22 protein-coding genes are annotated in these 17,777 nt (G+C 71.0%); 10 read left to right on the forward strand and 12 right to left on the reverse strand.

From position 1 onward, the window contains the following. Positions 1–46 precede the first annotated feature (46 nt). From nhaA to ACQPZP_RS42965, 4 genes are all read left to right on the forward strand, one after another. Positions 47–1,285 (forward strand): Na+/H+ antiporter NhaA, encoded by a 1,239-nt coding sequence (nhaA, locus tag ACQPZP_RS42950; RefSeq protein ID WP_433475350.1) that lies wholly within the window; start codon positions 47–49, stop codon positions 1,283–1,285. 13 nt (positions 1,286–1,298) lie between these two features. Next, complete coding sequence (locus ACQPZP_RS42955; protein WP_433475351.1) at positions 1,299–1,730, forward strand: phage holin family protein; 432 nt, start codon at positions 1,299–1,301, stop codon at positions 1,728–1,730. 8 nt (positions 1,731–1,738) lie between these two features. Next, positions 1,739–2,662 carry an alpha/beta fold hydrolase gene (locus tag ACQPZP_RS42960; RefSeq protein ID WP_433475352.1) on the forward strand — a complete coding sequence of 308 codons (924 nt, stop codon included), beginning with the start codon at positions 1,739–1,741 and terminating at the stop codon, positions 2,660–2,662. Positions 2,663–2,780: 118 nt separating this feature from the next. Continuing rightward, positions 2,781–3,137, forward strand: coding sequence for a DUF309 domain-containing protein (locus ACQPZP_RS42965; protein ID WP_433475353.1), 357 nt, complete (start codon positions 2,781–2,783; stop codon positions 3,135–3,137). Between the two features lie 55 nt (positions 3,138–3,192). Here ACQPZP_RS42965 and ACQPZP_RS42970 read toward each other — a convergent pair whose 3' ends face one another. The 3 genes from ACQPZP_RS42970 to nth all read right to left on the reverse strand — a co-directional run bounded on the left by ACQPZP_RS42970 (position 3,193) and on the right by nth (position 6,024). Further along, on the reverse strand, positions 3,193–4,389 hold the full coding sequence (locus tag ACQPZP_RS42970; RefSeq protein WP_433475354.1) for a MarP family serine protease: 1,197 nt from the start codon (positions 4,387–4,389) through the stop codon (positions 3,193–3,195). A gap of 191 nt (positions 4,390–4,580) precedes the next feature. Then, the gene (locus ACQPZP_RS42975; RefSeq protein WP_433475355.1) at positions 4,581–5,240 is read right to left on the reverse strand and encodes an NUDIX hydrolase; all 660 of its coding nucleotides are present in this window, start codon (positions 5,238–5,240) and stop codon (positions 4,581–4,583) included. A gap of 43 nt (positions 5,241–5,283) precedes the next feature. Continuing rightward, positions 5,284–6,024, reverse strand: a complete 741-nt coding sequence (gene nth / locus ACQPZP_RS42980; RefSeq protein WP_433475356.1) for an endonuclease III — start codon at positions 6,022–6,024, stop codon at positions 5,284–5,286. Positions 6,025–6,057: 33 nt separating this feature from the next. On the opposite strand from nth, the gene ACQPZP_RS42985 reads away from it, so the two are divergent. Continuing rightward, a complete protein-coding gene (locus ACQPZP_RS42985) occupies positions 6,058–6,939 on the forward strand; it encodes an SDR family NAD(P)-dependent oxidoreductase (RefSeq protein WP_433475357.1) in 882 nt (293 codons plus the stop codon). Positions 6,940–6,993: 54 nt separating this feature from the next. Here the strand turns inward: ACQPZP_RS42985 and ACQPZP_RS42990 are convergent, their stop codons facing one another. Continuing rightward, positions 6,994–7,620, reverse strand: a complete 627-nt coding sequence (locus ACQPZP_RS42990) for a TetR/AcrR family transcriptional regulator (RefSeq protein ID WP_433475358.1) — start codon at positions 7,618–7,620, stop codon at positions 6,994–6,996. A 229-nt stretch (positions 7,621–7,849) separates the two neighbouring features. Between ACQPZP_RS42990 and ACQPZP_RS42995 the strand changes: the two genes are divergently transcribed. Continuing rightward, entirely contained in the window at positions 7,850–8,536 is a 687-nt protein-coding gene (locus ACQPZP_RS42995; protein WP_067483689.1) for a Crp/Fnr family transcriptional regulator, read from the forward strand. Positions 8,537–8,539: 3 nt separating this feature from the next. Here ACQPZP_RS42995 and ACQPZP_RS43000 read toward each other — a convergent pair whose 3' ends face one another. From ACQPZP_RS43000 to ACQPZP_RS43020, 5 genes are read right to left on the reverse strand one after another with little or no spacing between them, the layout of a single operon-like run. Further along, complete coding sequence (locus ACQPZP_RS43000) at positions 8,540–9,451, reverse strand: MBL fold metallo-hydrolase (protein ID WP_433475359.1); 912 nt, start codon at positions 9,449–9,451, stop codon at positions 8,540–8,542. Between the two features lie 4 nt (positions 9,452–9,455). Next, positions 9,456–10,310: an NUDIX hydrolase gene (locus tag ACQPZP_RS43005; protein ID WP_433475360.1), complete on the reverse strand. Its 855-nt coding sequence runs from the start codon at positions 10,308–10,310 to the stop codon at positions 9,456–9,458. A gap of 34 nt (positions 10,311–10,344) precedes the next feature. Then, positions 10,345–10,806 (reverse strand): RidA family protein, encoded by a 462-nt coding sequence (locus ACQPZP_RS43010; protein ID WP_433475361.1) that lies wholly within the window; start codon positions 10,804–10,806, stop codon positions 10,345–10,347. Between the two features lie 25 nt (positions 10,807–10,831). Then, positions 10,832–10,990: a DUF4177 domain-containing protein gene (locus ACQPZP_RS43015; protein ID WP_021591512.1), complete on the reverse strand. Its 159-nt coding sequence runs from the start codon at positions 10,988–10,990 to the stop codon at positions 10,832–10,834. A 50-nt stretch (positions 10,991–11,040) separates the two neighbouring features. Continuing rightward, complete coding sequence (locus ACQPZP_RS43020) at positions 11,041–11,406, reverse strand: DUF4345 family protein (RefSeq protein WP_433475362.1); 366 nt, start codon at positions 11,404–11,406, stop codon at positions 11,041–11,043. Positions 11,407–11,464: 58 nt separating this feature from the next. On the opposite strand from ACQPZP_RS43020, the gene ACQPZP_RS43025 reads away from it, so the two are divergent. Then, entirely contained in the window at positions 11,465–12,223 is a 759-nt protein-coding gene (locus ACQPZP_RS43025; protein ID WP_433475363.1) for a helix-turn-helix domain-containing protein, read from the forward strand. Here ACQPZP_RS43025 and ACQPZP_RS43030 read toward each other — a convergent pair. After that, a complete protein-coding gene (locus tag ACQPZP_RS43030; RefSeq protein ID WP_433475364.1) occupies positions 12,215–12,616 on the reverse strand; it encodes a winged helix-turn-helix transcriptional regulator in 402 nt (133 codons plus the stop codon). The genes ACQPZP_RS43025 and ACQPZP_RS43030 overlap by 9 nt on opposite strands. An 81-nt stretch (positions 12,617–12,697) precedes the next feature. On the opposite strand from ACQPZP_RS43030, the gene ACQPZP_RS43035 reads away from it, so the two are divergent. After that, positions 12,698–13,645, forward strand: coding sequence for an NADP-dependent oxidoreductase (locus ACQPZP_RS43035; protein WP_433475365.1), 948 nt, complete (start codon positions 12,698–12,700; stop codon positions 13,643–13,645). Positions 13,646–13,797: 152 nt separating this feature from the next. Then, positions 13,798–14,598: a class I SAM-dependent methyltransferase gene (locus ACQPZP_RS43040; RefSeq protein ID WP_433475366.1), complete on the forward strand. Its 801-nt coding sequence runs from the start codon at positions 13,798–13,800 to the stop codon at positions 14,596–14,598. 96 nt (positions 14,599–14,694) lie between these two features. On the opposite strand, the gene ACQPZP_RS43045 is transcribed toward ACQPZP_RS43040, so the two are convergent. Next, positions 14,695–15,192, reverse strand: a complete 498-nt coding sequence (locus ACQPZP_RS43045) for a MarR family winged helix-turn-helix transcriptional regulator (protein WP_433475367.1) — start codon at positions 15,190–15,192, stop codon at positions 14,695–14,697. Between the two features lie 83 nt (positions 15,193–15,275). Between ACQPZP_RS43045 and ACQPZP_RS43050 the strand changes: the two genes are divergently transcribed. Next, entirely contained in the window at positions 15,276–16,493 is a 1,218-nt protein-coding gene (locus ACQPZP_RS43050) for an MFS transporter (RefSeq protein ID WP_433475368.1), read from the forward strand. Positions 16,494–16,561: 68 nt separating this feature from the next. Here the strand turns inward: ACQPZP_RS43050 and ACQPZP_RS43055 are convergent, their stop codons facing one another. Further along, entirely contained in the window at positions 16,562–17,617 is a 1,056-nt protein-coding gene (locus ACQPZP_RS43055; RefSeq protein ID WP_433475369.1) for an SPFH domain-containing protein, read from the reverse strand. Positions 17,618–17,777 lie beyond the last annotated feature (160 nt).

Here is a 17,777-nt window from a genome sequence, read left to right on the forward strand (position 1 = left end):
GGCCGTGGCCTCGCCCGACCGTCCGCCACTTTCCCAGAGGTTCTCCATGGCGCGCCCGACCGTGAAACGCCGCGTTGCCGCAACGTGGCCGTTCCGCCCCACCGTCCGCTACGGCGCACAGGTCGCCAGTGCCCTCCGCACGGAGACGATCGGCGGCGTGGTGATGCTGCTCGCGGCGATCGCCGCGCTGGTGTGGGCCAACACGCCCTGGGCCCACCAGTACAAGAGCCTGCAGACGTTCGAGATCAGCCCGCACTGGCTCCACCTCGGGCACATGGACGTGCAGCACTGGGCGTCGAGCGCATTGCTGGCGGTCTTCTTCTTCATCGCCGGCCTGGAGTTGCGCGAGGAGCTGACGCACGGCGAACTGCGCAATCCGCGGGACGCGGCGCTGCCGGTGATCGCGGCCTTCGCCGGGGTGGCGACGCCGGCGCTGATCTTCCTGGCGGTGAGCGCGGGCGAGCCGGGGGCGTCCAGCGGGTGGGCGGTGCCGACGGCGACCGACATCGCATTCGCCCTGGCGGTGCTCGCCGTGACGTTCACCTCGTGCCCGCCGCCTCTGCGCGCCTTCCTCCTGACCCTGGCCGTGGTGGACGACCTTATAGCCATCACCATCATCGCGCTCTTCTACACCGACACCCTGCACTGGACGCCGCTAGGGCTCTGCGTAGTCCTGATCGGTGTGTACGGGTTCCTGCAGTACAAACGCGTCCGCTCGCCATGGGTGTACGTGCCTCTCGCCGTCCTGGCCTGGTACTGCCTCCAGCGGAGCGGGATCCACGCCACGGTCGCGGGTGTGGCGCTCGGTATGCTCACCAGCCCCAAGGAGACGCCGGACGGACGGCCGACGAACGCCGAGCGCGCCGACCACGCGCTGCGGCCCTTCTCCGCGGGCGTGGCCGTGCCGGTGTTCGCGTTCGTGTCGGCCGGTGTTGGGCTCGGCGCGTCCCAGCTGGGTGCCGTGTTCACCGACCGGGTGGCCCTCGGCGTGATCGCCGGGCTCGTGATCGGTAAGTTCTTGGGGGTCTTCGGCGGCGCCTGGGCGGCCGTCCGGCTCGGCCTGGCGACGCTCGGGGAGGAATTGCACTGGCACGAGATCGCGGGGGTCGCGCTGCTCGCCGGGGTGGGTTTCACCGTTTCGCTGCTGATCGGCGGTTTGGCCTATACCGACCCGTCACAATTCGAGAGAGTGACGACTGCGGTCCTGATCGCGAGCGTTCTCGCCTCGGCGGCCGCCGCCGTCGTCTTCCGGAGAAGGGTGCGTCTGCGCGCGCGCCCGGACTAAGGAGAAAAGCGATATGTCCGAGGCAGTACCGGGCGAGCGCGTCGAGGACAAGTCCGTCGGCGAACTGGTCGCACTGGCGTCGAGCAACATCTCCAACCTGATCAGGGCGGAGATGGACCTGGCCAAGCTGGAGCTGAAGGCCGACGCCAAGAAGGCCGCGATCGGCGGTGCGTCGTTCAGCGCCGCCGGCCTGATCGGCGGGCTCATCGTCATCCTGCTGTCGATCGCCTTCGCCTACGGCCTGGTCGCGATCGGCATCTGGCACTGGGCCGCGTTCCTCATCGTGGCGTTCGTGTACGGGATTCTCGCGGGCCTGCTGGTCCTGTTCGGCAAGTGGCGGATGGGCAAGATCGAGGGCGCGAAGCGGACCCGGAAGACGCTGAAGGACGACCTGTCCGCCCTCCGCCGCCGCGGTGACTCCGACACCCCCGAGCTGACGGGCTGACCGACGCCATGTCCGGGCACGACGCGTCGCTGATCGAGGTCGACGGGCCGTGGACGCACCGGCAGGTCAGTGCCGGCGGGACGCGCTTCCACGTCGCCGAGGCCGGTGAGGGGCCGCTCGTCCTGCTGCTGCACGGCTTCCCCGAGTTCTGGTGGTCATGGCACCACCAGCTCGTCTCGCTGCCCGCCGCGGGCTACCGCGCGGCGGCCGTCGACCTGCGCGGCTACGGCGGCAGCGACAAGCCTCCGCGCGGCTACGACCTGGTCACGCTGGCCGGAGACGCCGCCGGGCTGGTCCGCGCACTGGGCGAGGCCAACGCGATCGTCGTCGGGCACGACTGGGGCGGGCTGCTCGCCTGGACGACGGCCGTCTATCACCCGAAGACCGTCCAGCGGCTGGCGGTGGTGAGCGCCCCGCATCCGCTGCGGCTGCGGCAGGCCATCGCGGGTGACCCGCGAGGACAGGGCTGGGCGGCGCGTCACACGTTCGGATTCCAGCTGCCGCTGTGGCCCGAAAAGCGCTTGGTCCGCGACGACGCGGCGCTTGCCGGGAAGCTGCTGCACGACTGGTCCGGCCCCGGCTGGCCGGACGAGCACACGGAGCGGCTCGTACGGAAGGCGGTGCAGATCCCTGGGGCCGCCCACAGCGCGCTGGAGTACCACCGCTGGCTCATCCGGTCGCTGGCCCGTCCGGACGGCATCCGCTACGCGCACCGCATGCGCGCCCCCATCCAGGCACCGACACTTCAACTGCACGGTGCGCTCGACACGTGCACGCTCCCCGCCAGTGCTCAGGGCTCTGGCCGCTACGTGACGGCCGCCTACCGTTGGAAGCTCATCGAGGGTGCGGGGCATTTCCCCCACCAGGAACGTCCGCGAGCGTTCGACGCCCAGTTGCTCGGCTGGCTCGCCGACCCGGAGCCCGAACGCTGAAGCCCACGCGTACCGTGGAGGCATGCGGGATCGGGACGAGTCTGGACGCCCACGCAACGCACGCCCACGCGACGCGTACGGACGTCCGCTACCGCATGGCACCACCGGCATACCGACGATGCCGGACGACCTCGAGATGCCCCCAGAGGAAGCCCTGGCCGAGGCACAACGTCTCCTGGACGCCGACCGCCCGTTCCACGCCCACGAAGTACTGGAAGCGGTCTGGAAGGCGGCGCCAGAGCCCGAACGGGAACTGTGGCGGGGTCTGGCCCAGGTCGCCGTAGGGGTGACCCACCTCCGCCGGGGAAACGCACGCGGCGCCGATGCCCTCCTGAGCCGCGCCGCCGACCGCATCGTCCCGTACCAGGACGCCCCACCGCACGGCATCGATGTCGAAGGAATCGTCCGGCGCGCCCGGGGCCTGGCCAAGCACCCCGAGGAGGGCCCCATCTCCCTCCGCCTCACAACGAATTAGTCAGCGCTGACATTGGCCTTGCGGCGGTCACACCCACCTGCCTCAGCGCGACCTCTTAGTCAGAGCAGTTCTGCGTCGAGACCGGCTCCGTGGCGTTCGCGCCCGCGCGCGCGTCCGGCGCGACCTCTTCCGAGGTGAGCGCGTAGCCGGTGGAGGCCGTGTCCAGGGCCGCCGCGAAGATGACCCCGTAGACGCGGCCGTCCGTGGTCAGCAGCGGACCGCCCGAGTTGCCCGGCTCCACCTTGCCGCGGATCGCGTAGATTTCGCGGCTGACCTGGCCGGAGTGGTAGATGTCCGGGCCGCGCGCCGTCTGCCGGGCGCGGATGCGGGCGGCCCCCGGCGTGAACGGCTGGTTCTTCGGGAACCCGGCGATGATCGCGTCGTCCCGCACACGGGCCTCTTTGGCGAACTGCAGCGCCGGCGCCCGCAGGTTCGGCACGTACAGGACGGCGATGTCGCGCTTGGGGTCGTACAGCACGACCCGTCCCCGGTTGCTGTTGCCGTTGATCGACATGACGACCGACGAGCCGCGCGCGCCGGCGACGACGTGCGCGTTGGTCATGATGTGCTGCGGCGCGAACACGAACCCGGTGCCCTCGATGCGGCGCTGGCACTGCGGCGCCGTGCTGACCACCTTCACGATGCTGTTCTTCGCGGCCCGCAGCCCCCGGGTGTTCAGCACGGACTCGTCCGGCGGCGGCACCTGCACCACCGACTCGCCGCCGAGGCCGTTGAAGACCTGCGGGAACTCGCTGCTCTTCACGAACCCCTGGAACGAGGTGAACCACGTCTGCGCCTGCGCCGGCATCACGTCGTTGATGCCGTTGATGATCGAGGAGCCCTTGACCTGCGTCCGGACGGGCTTGAACTCGGAGTTGGCGACCAGGCTGCCGAAGAACCAGGCGACGATCAGCAGCGACAACGCGCTGACGAAGGTGCCGCCGACCGCGTCGGCGGTGCGGGCGTTCATGCCGGTCACCCGGTTGCGGAGCACGGCGCCGAGGGACGAGGCGACCAGCTGTCCGAGGGTGGCGGTCAAGAACGCGATCACGATGGCGAGCAGCGCCTGCTGCGCCGCGCCGTCCACCGCCGCCTCGGCGATCGGCGGTGCGATCAGCACCCCGATGACACCGCCGCCGACGAAGCCGACGAAGCTCAGCAGGCTCACGATGAAGCCCTGCCGGTAGCCCGAGACTCCGAACAGCACGACGAGCACGAGCAGGATGACGTCGAGAACGTGGTCGTCCAGCACCGCTTCACCGTACTGTGCCGCGCCGCCGCTTCACGTCCCCTCGATGTACCAGATTCGGATGGGCCGGGTAGCCGTCAGGTGTGACACGCGACCGTGACCATCGCCGTACACACTGCGAACAGGCACCTGACCTGCGGCTCGTCCGCCGGCTCGGCGGGAGGGGAGGCCTTTTTCGGGAACGAACGGGTTTCTCACCCGCGGGAGGCGAGATCCAGGACGTCCTCGGGCAGGTCCTCGACACGGGACATGTCCCACGGCCGGTTCCAGCCGCCGGCGTCCAGAACCTGGATCAGCAGCGCCGCGGTGAACCCCCACACGAGCATGTCCCGGACATGGAACGCGGGACCGAGCCTGAACCCGGACGGGTGCCGCACCATGACCCGGTTCTCCGGATCGACCAGCTCGCCGAGCGGGACGCGCGCGACCGTCGCGACCTCCCCCGGATGGCCGGGCGCGATCTCCGACGGCTCCCGCCACCAGCCGGCGACCGGCGTGACCCGGTGCTCGCTGCGCGACAGGTACAGCTCCGGCAGCGTGCAGAGGACGTCCACGCCGGACGGTTCGACGCCGGCCTCCTCCCACGCCTCGCGCAGCGCCGCCCCGACGGCCCCGTCGTCCTCGGGGTCGATGCGGCCGCCGGGGAACGCGGGCTGCCCTGCGTGGTTGTTCAGCGTGGCGGCGCGCTCGGTGAGCAGCACGTCCGGGCCGTCCGGCCCCTCTCCGAACAGGATCAGGACGGCGGCGGCACGCGCGGCGGGCGCCGGCCGGAACATGGGCGGGACCGGCATCCTCGGCCCCTCCACGAGGAAGCGGTCGAGCCAGGCGGGCCTGTCGGGGGTGGTGTCGGTCACGTGGGTCCCAACTCCCGGACCGCCTCTTTCCTTCCCGGCCGCCTCACGAGAAGGGGCCGGGCTTGACGAGCTTGCGGGCGGTCTCCTCGTCCGTCGGCCCCTCGCCGAAGGACGGGCACAGCCGCGCGAGCGGGCACACCCCGCAGGCCGGGCGGCGGGCATGGCAGATGCGGCGCCCGTGCCAGATCAGCCTGTGGGACAGCATCGTCCAGTCCTTGCGCGGGATGAGCTCGCCGATCTCCTGTTCGACCTTCACGGGGTCGTCTTCGCTCGTCCAGGCGAATCTCCGGGCCAGACGGCCGAAGTGGGTGTCGACGGTGATTCCGGGGACGTCGAACGCGTTCCCCAGGACGACGTTGGCCGTCTTACGTCCGACCCCGGGCAGCTTGACGAGGTCTTCGAGACGCCCTGGGACCTCACCGCCGAACTGGTCGCGCAGTGCGGCGGACAGCCCCATGACCGATTTCGTCTTGGCGCGGAAGAACCCGGTGGGTTTCAGGATGGCCTCGACGTCCTCGGGGTCGGCGGCGGCCAGGTCCTCGGGGGTCGGGTACTTGGCGAACAGCGCGGGCGTGGTCAGGTTGACCCGCACGTCGGTCGTCTGCGCCGACAGCACGGTCGCCACGAGGAGCTGGAACGGGGTGCCGAAGTTCAGCTCGCAGTGGGCGTCGGGGTACGTCTCGGCCAGGATGCGGTTGATCCGGCGCGCCCGCCGCACCAGCCCCAGGCGTGTCTCGTCCTTCCACTTCCGAGCCCGCGCCTTCGGGGACGCCTCCGTCGCCATACCGGCAAGCCTAGAGCCTTGTAGTGTCGGCGCATGATGCGTGACTCCGCGCGGTGGGCGGCGACCCTCACCGGGCTGCGCGTGCTGATCACGGGGGCCGCGCGGGGGATCGGCGCGGCGCTCGCCGGCCGGCTCCACGAACGCGGCGCGCGGGTGGCGCTCGCCGGCCTGGAACCCGAGCGGCTCGCGGTCGTCGCCGAGACGTGCGGGGCGGCGCCCTGGTGGACGTGCGACGTGACCGACCGCGCCAGGGTCGAGGAGGTCGTGAACAGCGCCGTCCGGGAACTGGGCGGGCTGGACGTGATCGTGGCCAACGCCGGGGTGGCCGCGCAGATGCCGGTCATAGGGGGCGACCCGTCCGTCCTGGAGCAGAGCCTGCGGGTGAACGTTCTGGGCGTCCACAACACGCTCCGCGCGGCCGGACCTCACATCAGCCATGAGCGCGGCTATGCGCTGACCGTGTCGTCGCTGGCGGCGGCCGTCCAAGCGCCTCTGCTCGGCGCCTACAGCGCGTCCAAGGCCGCGGTAGAGGCTCTGGGCAACACGCTGCGGGCCGAGCTGCGTCCTTGGGGCGCGAAGGCCGGTGTCGCCTACTTCGCCGAACTCGACACCGACATGACGCGGCGGGGGTTCGGCACCGAGGCGGCGTCCGCCCTGATGCGTGCGGCCCCGAAGAACAGCTTCGGCTCAGGCGTCACACCATTGCGCGTGGGCATCGACGCCTTGGAACGTGGAATCGCACGCCGTTCCAGGCGGATCGCCGCTCCGTGGTGGGTCGGCGGCGTCCTGCCGATCCGGATGGTCGTGCAACCCGTCGTCGACCGCGCGGTCCAGCGCGGGCTCCGCGACATCCTGGACATCGCCAGGAACGAGCAGGTCGAGCTGACCACGCCACAGCCGGACCCCGATCCCTGACGGCCGTGACCGTCGCGGGCGGATCCGGAGCACAACGGCGTGGGTCGCCCGGCGTCAGCCGTCCAGGACGCCCGATCGCAGCAGGAGCCGCATGTGCTCGACGACCGGGGGCCCGACCGCCCGCAGGGCCTCCATGTCGCCCTCCGCGACGGCGGGCGTCACCATCGTGCTCACCGCCGACACCACGATCTGGCACGCGAACCGGGCGGTCTCCCCTGTCACGCCCATGAGGTCCGCGAGGCCCTCCGCCAGGACGTGCTGCACCTCGGTGCGCCGCCGGACGGCCTCCGGCCCGGCCGCGTACACCTCCACCAGGAACAGCCGTGCGTATCCCGGGTCCAGCGCCAGCGTCTCCAGGTAGGTGGTGAACGCCCGCTCGAATCTTTCCGCCGCGTCTCCGGCGGTGATCTGCTGGATGGTGTCCTGCAGGTGGAGGCGGAGGAACTCGCTCGCCTGGTCGAACGCGGCCATGAAGCAGTCGAGCTTGGACGAGAAAAGCCCGTAGAAGCTCTGCCGCGACACCCGGGCACGCTTCAGCACGTCCTCCACGGACGTTGCCACATATCCCTTTTCCGCCATGGCCGCCGCCATCGCCCCGCAGAGACGGTCGCGGTGCACCCGGTCGACCTCCGAACGGGACAGCGCGTGACGCCCTCTGGGAAGCCGGCGCGGTTCGGTCATCCGATCAGGGTAAGGCACCGCTTGCTACCCCGCCGAGGTCGTCCGGTAACAGGTGATGAGACCGGTGTGACGGCATTCACCCGATGGTCCGTACACTGGGCGAACGGGACCGTGACCCGTTCGCGGGACGCCAGACCCGGTCCCGCGTTTCGGCGCGCCGTGACCCTGCCTTCACGTACGCGGTGGGACGTACGTCACACTAGGTTGTAGGTGTTCGAGGAGGAGAAGCGTGACCGATCGCGACGTGGACGTTCTGAGCAGAGCCCCGCTCTTCGAGGCACTCGACGAGCAGGGCGCCAAGGCGCTGCGCGCCAACGTGACCGAGGTGCGGCTCGCCCGCGGCCAGACCCTGTTCAACGAGGGCGAGACCGGGGACCGGCTGTACGTCGTCCTGGAGGGCAAGATCAAGCTGACCCGGACGGCCCCGGACGGCCGGGAGAACCTGCTGAGCGTGCTCGGCCCGAGCGAGATGTTCGGCGAGCTGTCGCTGTTCGACCCGCGCCCCCGCACGGCGAGCGCCATCGCCGTCACCGAGTGCCGCCTCGCCGGGCTCGGCCATGACGACCTGCGGCCCTGGCTCACCGGCCACCCCGAGGTCGCCGTCCAGCTGCTCCGCGCGCTGGCGCAGCGGCTCCGCAAGACCAACGACGTGATGGCCGACCTCGTCTTCACCGACGTCCCCGGACGGGTCGCCAAGGCGCTGCTCGACCTGGCGGAGCGGTTCGGCCAGCCGTCCGAGGCGGGCCTGCACGTGCACCACGACCTCACCCAGGAGGAACTGGCCCAGCTCGTCGGAGCCTCCCGGGAGACCGTCAACAAGGCCCTCGCCGACTTCGCCCAGCGCAACTGGCTGCGCATCGAGGCCCGCGCCGTCGTCATCCTCGACATCGAACGCCTGCGCAAGCGCTCGAAGTAGGGGTCACCGCTCGTTGAGATAGTCCAGCTGCGATTGGACGGACCATTCGGCCGCGGGCCAAAGGGACTTGTCGACGTCGGCGTAGACGCGTTCGACGACCTCGCGTGCCGTGCGCGCGCCCGCGGCTACGGCGGCCTCGACCTGGGCGAGCCGCTCACGGCGATGGTCGATGTAGTGGTCGAGGACGGCGATGGGGTCGTCCAGCTTGGGCCCGTGGCCGGGGAGGATCGTCGCGGCCTCCACGTCGGCCGAGAACTTCCGGAGCCGGTCGAGCGAGCCGAGGTAGTCGCCCAGCCTCCCCTCCAGGACGGTCGTCCCGTACCCGAGGACGGTGTCGCCGGTGAGGACGGCGCCGTCTGCGGGAAGCCAGAACGTCAGCGAGTCGTCGCTGTGGCCCGGCGTCTCCATGATCCGCAGCTCCAGCCCGCCGGTGGTGACGACGTCGCCTTCGCTGAGCCCCTCGTCGCCGAGCCGGTGCCTGGGGTCGAGCGCCCGCACATTGACGCCGCCGGCCAGCTTCGCGAACTTTCCGGCCCCGGCGGAGTGGTCCGGGTGGCCGTGCGTCAGCAGGACGAGGCCGACCCGCCGTCCCTGGGCCTCGACGGTGGCCAGGACGCGCCGGAGGTGCGTGCCGTCCTTCGGGCCGGGATCGACGATGACGGCCTGATCGGATCCGGGCTCGGCGATGATCCAGGTGTTGGTGCCGTCCAGGGTCATGGCGGACGGGTTCGGGGCGAGCACGCAGGTCGCCCGGTCGGTACCCATCCCGTCGATCTCCGTCATATCCCCCATCCTGCCCGAGGCCCGATCCGGGTGACGGGCCGGGTTCCAGCCGAGACGCTCCAGCCGCCGCAGCGCGGACGTGCCCGCCAGCCGCCACATGAGGGCCTGGTTCAGCGGCATCCGGCGGCGCACGGCCTCACCCCTGCGGATAGTGCCGCGCGACGCTCTCCGGCAGGACGAGATACGGGTCCCCGTCGATGATCTCCGCGACGGGCTCGTGGACGACGATCTCGCGCGGCGCGGCCAGCACGTCCGCCACCGTGTCGAACTCGGCGAGCTCGGCCAGCGTCGCGATGGTCGGCGGGAGCATCGTCCAGTCGCCGGCCGCCACCCGCTCGGCCGCCTCCGCCGGGCGCACCCAGGCGACCTGGTCGGCCTCGGTGCTGACGTCCCTGGCCCGCTGCCCGTCGGGCATGGCGGCGACGAAGAAGCGGGTGTCGTAGCGCTTCGGCTCGATCTTCGGGGTGATCCAGTGCGCCCACGGGCGCAGCAGGTCCGAGCGCAGCACGAGGCCGCGCCGGTCGAGGAACCCGCCGAACGACTGGGAACGGTCCAGCAGCGCCTGCCGGTCGGCCTCCCAGTCGTCCCCGCGCGTGTCGTCCACGACCGTCTCACCGGTCGGGCCGGCGAGCAGGACGAGCGTCTCCTCGAACGTCTCCCTGACGGCCGCGCAGACCAGCTCGCGGGCCAGCGTCTCGTCCGCCCTGAACGCGGCGCCCCACTCGGCGGGGGACGGGCCGGACCACGCCAGCGCCGCCTCCCCGTCGCGCGGGTCGACCGAGCCGCCGGGGAACACGTAGGCGCCGGGCGCGAACGCCATCGACCGGACGCGGCGCAGCATGAACGCCTGCAGCCCGTGCCTGGCGTGGTCGCGCAGCACGACCACGGTCGCCGCGTGCTTCGCCGGCGCGGGCTCGGCGCGGCCGTCCTGGACGGCCTCGACCCGGTCCAGGAACGACGCCGGCAGCTTGAGCCCGTTGGTGATCCTCATGGCGGCCCATTCGGACATACCGAATGGCATTCCGTCAAGAGACCTCGGCGATCAGCTCCACCTCGACCGGCACGTCGCGGGGCAGGACGGCGACGCCCACGGCGCTGCGGGCGTGCTTGCCCGCGTCCCCGAACACCTCGCTCAGCAGGTCGCTCGCCCCGTTGATCACCTGGGGCTGGCCGTGGAAGTCCGGAGCGCTGGCGACGAACCCGACGACCTTCACGATCCGGACGACCCGCGACAGCTCGCCGACCTCCGCCTTCAGCGCCGCGACCGCGTTCAGCGCGCAGATGCGCGCCTGCCTCGCCGCCTCCTCGGCGCTGACCTCGGCGCCGACCTTCCCGGTGACGCCCAGCTCGCCCTTGACCAGCGGGATCTGCCCGGCGGTGTAGACGAGCGATCCCGTCCGCGCCGTCGGGACGTACGAGGCGACCGGCGGGACGACCTCCGGCAGCTCGATCCCCAGTTCCCGGATCCGCTCTTCGGGCGTGCTCATGACTGCTCCCTCTCTGGGGTCGGTGTTACGACTGGACTTCGCGCTTGAAGTAAGCCACGAGGTTCTCCGGGTTCGGCCCCGGCAGGACGGTGACGAGCTCCCACCCGTCCTGGCCCCAGTTATCGAGGATCTGCTTGGTCGCGTGCACCAGCAGCGGAACGGTCGCGTACTCCCACTTCTTCATGGCCCTCACCCTAGCGATCAGCCCGCCCGGACCCCCTTCGAACCCACCGCTCAGAGCACGGCCAGAAGTGCGCCCGCGCCCAGGGTCTCGACCCAGAAGTAGAACCAGATCGGATAGAAGCCGCTCGACCGGTCGGCGACCCATCCGACGAGGCGCCCGACCGCCATACCGGCGAGTGCGAGCGCCACGGCGAGAACGGCTCCCTGCCGTATTTCGTGCACATCGGCCGCCGCGGCGGCGAGGAGACCCGCCATTGCCACGCCGAACCCTCCGTATACGGCACGAACCTCGGTGCGGGCCTCTCCTGACGAGAGAACCACCCCGAACGGCCGGATCAACGCGGCAGGGGCGGCGAGGCCGTAGAGGCCCATCCCCAGGAAGAACACCGCGACGACCGCTATCACTGTGGTGGGCATGGGCCTGACCTCCGGTTAGTCTCCGAGTTCGTTCACCGGAAGGATGGGCCGACTCGCCGTGCAGCCGCTTTCAAGAACGTGCTCCGATGCCGCGGCCACGCTCTGGCTGTGGCCGGGCCAGGCGCTCTACGCGGGCCCGTCCCTGGACCTCGGCGTCCACGCCGGATCGGTTTCCTGCCTGGCCGTCGGCATTGACGCTCCGGTCCTTGTGGAAGTCCCCGGCTGGACGTCCGTGACAGCGCGGAGCGTTCTGATTCCGCCGCGGCTCCTTCACCGGCTGGACGCGCAAGGCGGGCGAATGGCCTTCTGCTATCTCGACCCGGCCTCGTCCTATGCGGATGCTTGCCGTGCCCAGATGACAGTGAGGGACGGCGCTCTGAGCCATACGCACCGAGCGGAGAAGGACCTGCTGCGTCTCTCTGACGGTGCATCGTGGCTGACCAAGGCGGCACCGACTTCGCCGGGAACGGTATTCGACCAGCGAATCCATGCGGCCACCCGACGTCTCTTGCGGAACCCCGCCTCCACGGTCACCGCGACAGTTCTGGCCGCCGAGGCGGGCCTGTCGGTGTCACGCTTCCTTCATCTCTTCAAAGCGCAGACCGGGACGAGTTTCCGCCGCTACCGCCTCTGGTCGAGGATGCTGCGCGCGGCCGAATCACTCGATGCGGGACACGATCTCACCAGAGCGGCGGCCGAGTCGGGCTTCTCCAGCCCGTCCCATTTGAGCAGTGCCTTTCACGACACGTTCGGGCTGACACCGTCCCGGCTTCTGGCCGTCCCGCTCACGATTCTGCGCAGCGACCGCTCACCCTGACCGCGCGTCGTACTGGTCACGCGCGGCCTGGATCTCACCTATGTGACGGTTGGCCCACTCCTGCATGGAGGTGAGCAGAGGGACGATCCGCTCACCGAGCAGCGTGAGCGTGTACTCGACCTGGACCGGCACGGACGGAGTCACGGTGCGCGCCACGAAGCCGTCCCGTTCCAGGGAACGGAGCGTCTGAGTGAGCATCTTCGCGCTGACGCCTGGGAGAGCCTTGCCGACCTCGGCGTATCGGCGCGCCCCGTGGGCCAGGTCCGAGAGCACCATCATGCTCCACTTGTTGCCGATGATGCCCATCAGTTGATGCGTGGGGCACGCGTCCATGTAGGCGTCGAACGCCGCCTTCTCCTTCTCGCGGCGCTGGGCCGCCGTCATCGTGGCCATGCTGCGGGCTCACCTCCGGGTACCGAACGCACTCCGGAGTAACTTCTTCCGGCTCGCCACTGTTCCGGCGACAGTTCTGACATGCGCGCGATCATTGTGAAGACACCCGGCGGGCCCGACGCCCTTGAGGTCTCCGACGTCCCGGTACCCGTCGCCGGACCGGGCCAGGTGCGGATCGCAGTGGCGGCCGCGGCGGTCAATCCGGTCGACGCCGTGACCCGCTCGGGCGTCCTGGCCGACGCGGGCCTCATGCCCCCGTTCGGCTCCCGCCCGGCAGTCGGCATCGGCTGGGACGTCGCGGGCACCGTGGACGCGGTCGGGACCGGCGTGCCGCGGTTCGCCGCCGGCGACGAGGTCATCGGCCTCAAGGACCGGCTCGACGTCCCTCTCGGCGCCTACGCGGAGGCCGTCGTCCTCGACGCGGACGCTGTGGCCCCCGCCCCGCGGTCGGTCGCACCGGCCGAGGCTTCGACGATCCCGCTGAACGGCCTGACCGCGCTGCAGGCCCTCGACCTTCTCGACCTCCCGCCCGGCGGAACCCTGCTGGTCACCGGGGCCGCGGGCGCGGTCGGCGGCTACGCGGTGGAACTCGCCGCCCACCGCGGCCTCCATGTCGTGGCCGCGGCCTCCGCCTCGGACGAGGCCCTGGTCCGGGGGCTCGGCGCGGAGATGTTCGTGCCACGCGGCGTGCACCTGGGCGACGCGGTCCGCTCACTCGTCCCCGGCGGCGTGGACGGCGCCCTGGACGCGGCGTTGCTCTCGGTGACCGCACTCGACGCCGTCCGGAACGCAGGCGCCTTCGTGGCGGTCAGCGGCGGCCCGGCCACGCCCCTCCCGCTGCGGGGCATCACCGTCCACAACGTGTGGATACGCGCCGACGCCGCACAACTGGCCCACCTCACCACCCTCGTGGACAGGGGCCACCTCACCCCCCGAGTCGCCGACACCCTCCCCCTCACAAAGGCCGTCAAGGCCCACGAGCGCCTGGAGGCAGGAGCCCTACGCGGCCGCCTGGTCCTACTGCCCTGACCCTCCGCACCAGCACGGTCGACCAGCGCGGCTGTCATGGCCCCGGCACTTGCGGCTGAAGATCGAACACTGACTGTCAGTAGTGAAACCGTGCAGCTCAACCGGGTGAATCGCCCAGGTTGCGCTGTACCCAAACGAAACGGAGGATGATCATGCCCTTAGCACTACTGCCGGACCCTCTCCGCCCGTTCGTCGAGAGGCGGGAGATCGTCAGGCCGACCGCCGGTGACGGCGACGGCGGCGACGGTCTCGCCCCGGAGTTGATCCGGTCGTGGACGTCCAGCGGTGACGCCAAGCGGTACCGCGACTACCAGGCCCGGATGGCCCTGGCGTACGTCGGCCGCTCGGTGCTCATCGTCGGCGAACAGACAGGTGAGTTCGCCGCGCGGCTTGTCGAGCTGAAGGGTGCCGGGCTCGAACGCCTGGTGCTGACCGACCGGGACCAGAACTGGGTCGATCACCTGGAGCGACGCTTCCGACACGTCCGAGGCGCCGAGGTCCTGCGCCTGGAGCTGCCGGGTGTGCCCGACATCCAGCCTGTGGACACCGTGATCATGGTCAACGTCCTCGGGTACATCCGCTACGACGTCGGGGTCATCGAGGCACTGGCCAAGGTCACCCAACCGGGTGGCCGGTTCGTCGTCTGGGAGGCGGCGTTCCCGAAGCTGCTCAGCGAGTTCGACGAGGTCCAGGCCAACCGCCTGATGCGTTACGAGCCGGAGACTCTGAGGCACAGCCTCTGGCAAGGCGGCCTGGACGTGGAACTCAGCCAGGCCATCAACCTCTTGGGCGGGCTCTTCAACCTGATCCGTCCCCCCAAGGAGTTCGCCGATCCGCGGCTGGTGAGGCTGTACGACCGCACGGTCGTGCCGCTGAGCCGCCGCCTCGACTGCAAGTCCCTGCCCTTCGGGCAGAACGTGTTCGCGGTCGCGACTCGGCCACCGGCCGAGTAACCGTCCAGCCCTGATCGCCAGGGCCGGGTGCAGCACACGCTGAGCGCGGGCGGTCCCATGGATCCGCCCGCGCTCTTCTGTTCGCATGACGCCGTGCTACGAGGCCTTCTGCTCGGCGCGGAGCATGACGCGGCGCAGGAGGTCGGACAGCGTGCGGCGCTCCTCGGGGTCCAGTGCGCCGAGCAGGCGGTCCTCCTCGACGCCGACGCCGTCCAGCGCGTCCCGCCAGGCGGAGCGTCCCGCGGGGGTGAGCTGGACGACGACCCGGCGGCGGTCGGTGGCGGACGGCGACCGGCGGACGAAACCGCGGCGCTCCAGCGCGTCCAGCCGCCCGGTGATCGAGTTCGGCGGCATGCCGAGATCGCCGGCGAGCTGCGTGGGGGCGGCGGTCCCGCCGCGGCCGGCGAGCGCGTGCAGCGTGTCGTACTCATGCCGCTGCAGGCCGGAGGCGGCGAGGAGTTGCTCGCGGACGTGCCTGATGTGCTGGACGAAGTGGACCATCCGGGTCACGGCACCCTCGGTGTCCGGATCGAGGTCGGGCAGGATCGGCGTCCACCGCGCCACATGGTCGTCCGTCCGGTCCCTGTCACCCATGCGAGCGATCGTATCCAGCCATGTTGGTTCGCTGAAGAATAACTCGTTGAAGAATAATTCTGTGACGAACTATATTGCGGGACATGACCAGCCCATTGCGCGGCCGAGACTTCCGGCTGCTGTTCGGCGCTCGTGTCCTGTCCATGACCGGCGATGCCGCCGTCCCCGCCGCGCTCGCTCTCGCCGTCCTGCGTGCGACGGGCTCCACCTCCGCGCTGGCCCTCGTGCTCGGCTGCGCGATGGTGCCGCGCCTGCTCCTGCTGCCGATCGGCGGCGTCGTCGCGGACCGGTTCAGCGCGCGCCGCACCGCTCTGGCCACCGACCTCGTCAGCGCCGGGGCCCAGCTGTTCGCCGCATTCGAACTTCTCGGGGGCGAGCCACGGCTCTGGCATCTCGCCGCGGCCCAGGCGATCGGCGGCACGGCCTCGGCGTTCCAGACGCCCACCATCTCGCCGCTGGTCGCCGGCGCCGTGGAACCGTCCGGGCTGCACCGGGCCAACTCCCTGATGAGCGCGGCGAACGGCGCCGCCCGGCTCGCCGGCCCGGCCCTCGCCGGAACGTTCGTGCTGACCGCCGGCCCCGGGTGGACGTTCCTGCTCGACTCCGCCTCGTTCGCCGCGAGCGCCGCGCTGCTCGCCGTGACACGCGTCCGGCACGTTCCGATCCCCCGGCGCTCGCTCCGCGCGGATCTGGCGGAGGGCTGGTCGGAGGTCCGCTCACGCGACTGGTACTGGACGAGCCTGATCGCGCACGGCGTCTGGAACGGCGCCTCCGCCGTCCTCCTCACCCTCGGACCGGCCCTCGCCGTCGAGCGGCTCGGCGGCGAGGGGACGTGGATCGCGACCGTCCAGGTGGGTGCCGTCGGACTCGTCGCCGGTGCGCTGCTCGCGTCCCGCGTCCGTCCCCGCCGTCCCGTGCTCGTCGCGAACGCGGGCCTCGCCACCCTCGCACTGCCCCTCGCCCTGCTGGCCGTCGCGGCGCCCGCGCCCCTGGTCATCGGCGCGTACGGGCTGGCGCTGACCGGGCTCGGCGTCCTCAACCCGACGTGGGAGACCGTCGTCCAGACGAGCATCCCGCCGCGGGCGCTGGCCCGGGTGACGTCCTACGACTGGCTGCTGTCACTGGCCGCGGCGCCGCTCGGCTACGCACTCGCTCCATTGGCCGCGTCCGCCTGGAACGCGTCCGTGCCGCTCTGGGCAGCGGCCGTCCTCGTCGCCGTCTCCTGCCTGGGCACGGCCGCCGTCCCCGGCGTCCGCAACCTGACGGAGCCCAAGGCGACACCACTACCGGCGACGAGTTGAATGTCGTGCCCCTGGAGACCACGACGGGCCGCCCCTTCAAGAGGGGCGGCCCGTCGTCAGTGGTCGGTTCAGTTGGGCGGGGGCTGGTTGCTCTTGCCCCGGCCGTCCGGGTTCTCCGGGGTGCCGCCGGCGATGCCGCGCTGCTGGTCGTCCTGTGGCGCGGACACCGCCGTGCCGCCGTGCGGCTTCGGCTCGTCCAGCCCGATGACCGGCGGGACGTCCTCGGCCGACTCCAGGGTGGACGGCTGCTCGGCCGCCTTCGCCAGTTCCTCCTCGGCCTTCGCGAGCCGCGCCCCGAGATCGAGTTTGCTCTCCTCGCCCTCCTGGGACCGCCCCGCCCCGCCCGCGGCGCGCTCGAAGAACCGCAGGATCTCGACCGGCAGCGGCATGACCAGCGTGCTGTTCTTCTCGGCGGAGACCTCCACGACCGTCTGCAGCAGGCGCAGCTGGAGGGCCGCCGGGTCCTGCGACATGATCTCCGCGGCGGCGGCGAGCCGCTTGGACGCCTGGAACTCGCCGTCCGCGGTGATGATGCGGGCGCGGCGCTCCCGCTCCGCCTCCGCCTGCCGGGCCATCGACCGCTTCATGCCCTCGGGCAGCGACACGTCCTTGATCTCGACCCGCTCGATCAGGATGCCCCACGGACCTTCGGTGATCTCGTCGATGATCGCCCGCAGCCGCATGTTGATCTTCTCGCGCTCGCCGAGCAGCTCCTGCATGTCGGCCTGCCCGATGACCGACCGCAGCGACGTCTGCGCCACCTGGGAGACCGCGTATCCGTAGTTGTGGACGTTCACGATCGCCTTCACCGGGTCGACCACCCGGAAGTAGACGACGGCGTCGACGCGGACGCTCACGTTGTCCTGGGTGATGCCGTCCTGCGCGGGCACCCCCATGGTGATCGTCTGCTGGCTGACCTTCTGCATGCGCTCGATGATCGGCAGGATCACCGTCAGGCCGGGCCTGCGCACCGCGCCGGGGCGCAGCTGCCCGTCCCGCTGGACCTGCCCGAACCGGAACACGATCCCGTTCTCGAACTGCTGGACGATGCGGATCGACGAGGACAGGACGATCAGTCCGCCAACGATGATGATGAGCAGGATGACGAGCGCCACCGCTTCCATCACGGGCACCTCTCTCGCGTGGAGTGCCGGGGCATCGGGAGCGCTCGCCCCCGGGGCTCCGGCGGGCTTCTGAACCTGTGAGATTCAGACGGAACCGTCCGGAGAACGGTTCGCGTTTTCCAGCTAACCGCGCGGGCACGCCGGATGACAACGTCCGGGC

The sequence above is a fragment of the Spirillospora sp. CA-142024 genome, assembly GCF_050942325.1.
GTDB lineage: Bacteria > Actinomycetota > Actinomycetes > Streptosporangiales > Streptosporangiaceae > Spirillospora.

Excerpts from the sequence above, each read along its gene's own strand:
- nhaA (WP_433475350.1), top strand. The coding sequence starts at position 47 with ATGGCGCGCCCGACCGTGAAACGCCGCGTTGCCGCAACGTGGCCGTTC.
- ACQPZP_RS42955 (WP_433475351.1), top strand. The coding sequence starts at position 1,299 with ATGTCCGAGGCAGTACCGGGCGAGCGCGTCGAGGACAAGTCCGTCGGC.
- ACQPZP_RS42960 (WP_433475352.1), top strand. The coding sequence starts at position 1,739 with ATGTCCGGGCACGACGCGTCGCTGATCGAGGTCGACGGGCCGTGGACG.
- ACQPZP_RS42965 (WP_433475353.1), top strand. The coding sequence starts at position 2,781 with ATGCCGGACGACCTCGAGATGCCCCCAGAGGAAGCCCTGGCCGAGGCA.
- nth (WP_433475356.1), bottom strand. The coding sequence starts at position 6,024 with ATGGCGACGGAGGCGTCCCCGAAGGCGCGGGCTCGGAAGTGGAAGGAC.
- ACQPZP_RS42985 (WP_433475357.1), top strand. The coding sequence starts at position 6,058 with ATGATGCGTGACTCCGCGCGGTGGGCGGCGACCCTCACCGGGCTGCGC.
- ACQPZP_RS42990 (WP_433475358.1), bottom strand. The coding sequence starts at position 7,620 with ATGACCGAACCGCGCCGGCTTCCCAGAGGGCGTCACGCGCTGTCCCGT.
- ACQPZP_RS43005 (WP_433475360.1), bottom strand. The coding sequence starts at position 10,310 with ATGAGGATCACCAACGGGCTCAAGCTGCCGGCGTCGTTCCTGGACCGG.
- ACQPZP_RS43010 (WP_433475361.1), bottom strand. The coding sequence starts at position 10,806 with ATGAGCACGCCCGAAGAGCGGATCCGGGAACTGGGGATCGAGCTGCCG.
- ACQPZP_RS43015 (WP_021591512.1), bottom strand. The coding sequence starts at position 10,990 with ATGAAGAAGTGGGAGTACGCGACCGTTCCGCTGCTGGTGCACGCGACC.
- ACQPZP_RS43020 (WP_433475362.1), bottom strand. The coding sequence starts at position 11,406 with ATGCCCACCACAGTGATAGCGGTCGTCGCGGTGTTCTTCCTGGGGATG.
- ACQPZP_RS43030 (WP_433475364.1), bottom strand. The coding sequence starts at position 12,616 with ATGGCCACGATGACGGCGGCCCAGCGCCGCGAGAAGGAGAAGGCGGCG.
- ACQPZP_RS43035 (WP_433475365.1), top strand. The coding sequence starts at position 12,698 with ATGCGCGCGATCATTGTGAAGACACCCGGCGGGCCCGACGCCCTTGAG.
- ACQPZP_RS43040 (WP_433475366.1), top strand. The coding sequence starts at position 13,798 with ATGCCCTTAGCACTACTGCCGGACCCTCTCCGCCCGTTCGTCGAGAGG.
- ACQPZP_RS43045 (WP_433475367.1), bottom strand. The coding sequence starts at position 15,192 with ATGGGTGACAGGGACCGGACGGACGACCATGTGGCGCGGTGGACGCCG.
- ACQPZP_RS43050 (WP_433475368.1), top strand. The coding sequence starts at position 15,276 with ATGACCAGCCCATTGCGCGGCCGAGACTTCCGGCTGCTGTTCGGCGCT.
- ACQPZP_RS43055 (WP_433475369.1), bottom strand. The coding sequence starts at position 17,617 with ATGGAAGCGGTGGCGCTCGTCATCCTGCTCATCATCATCGTTGGCGGA.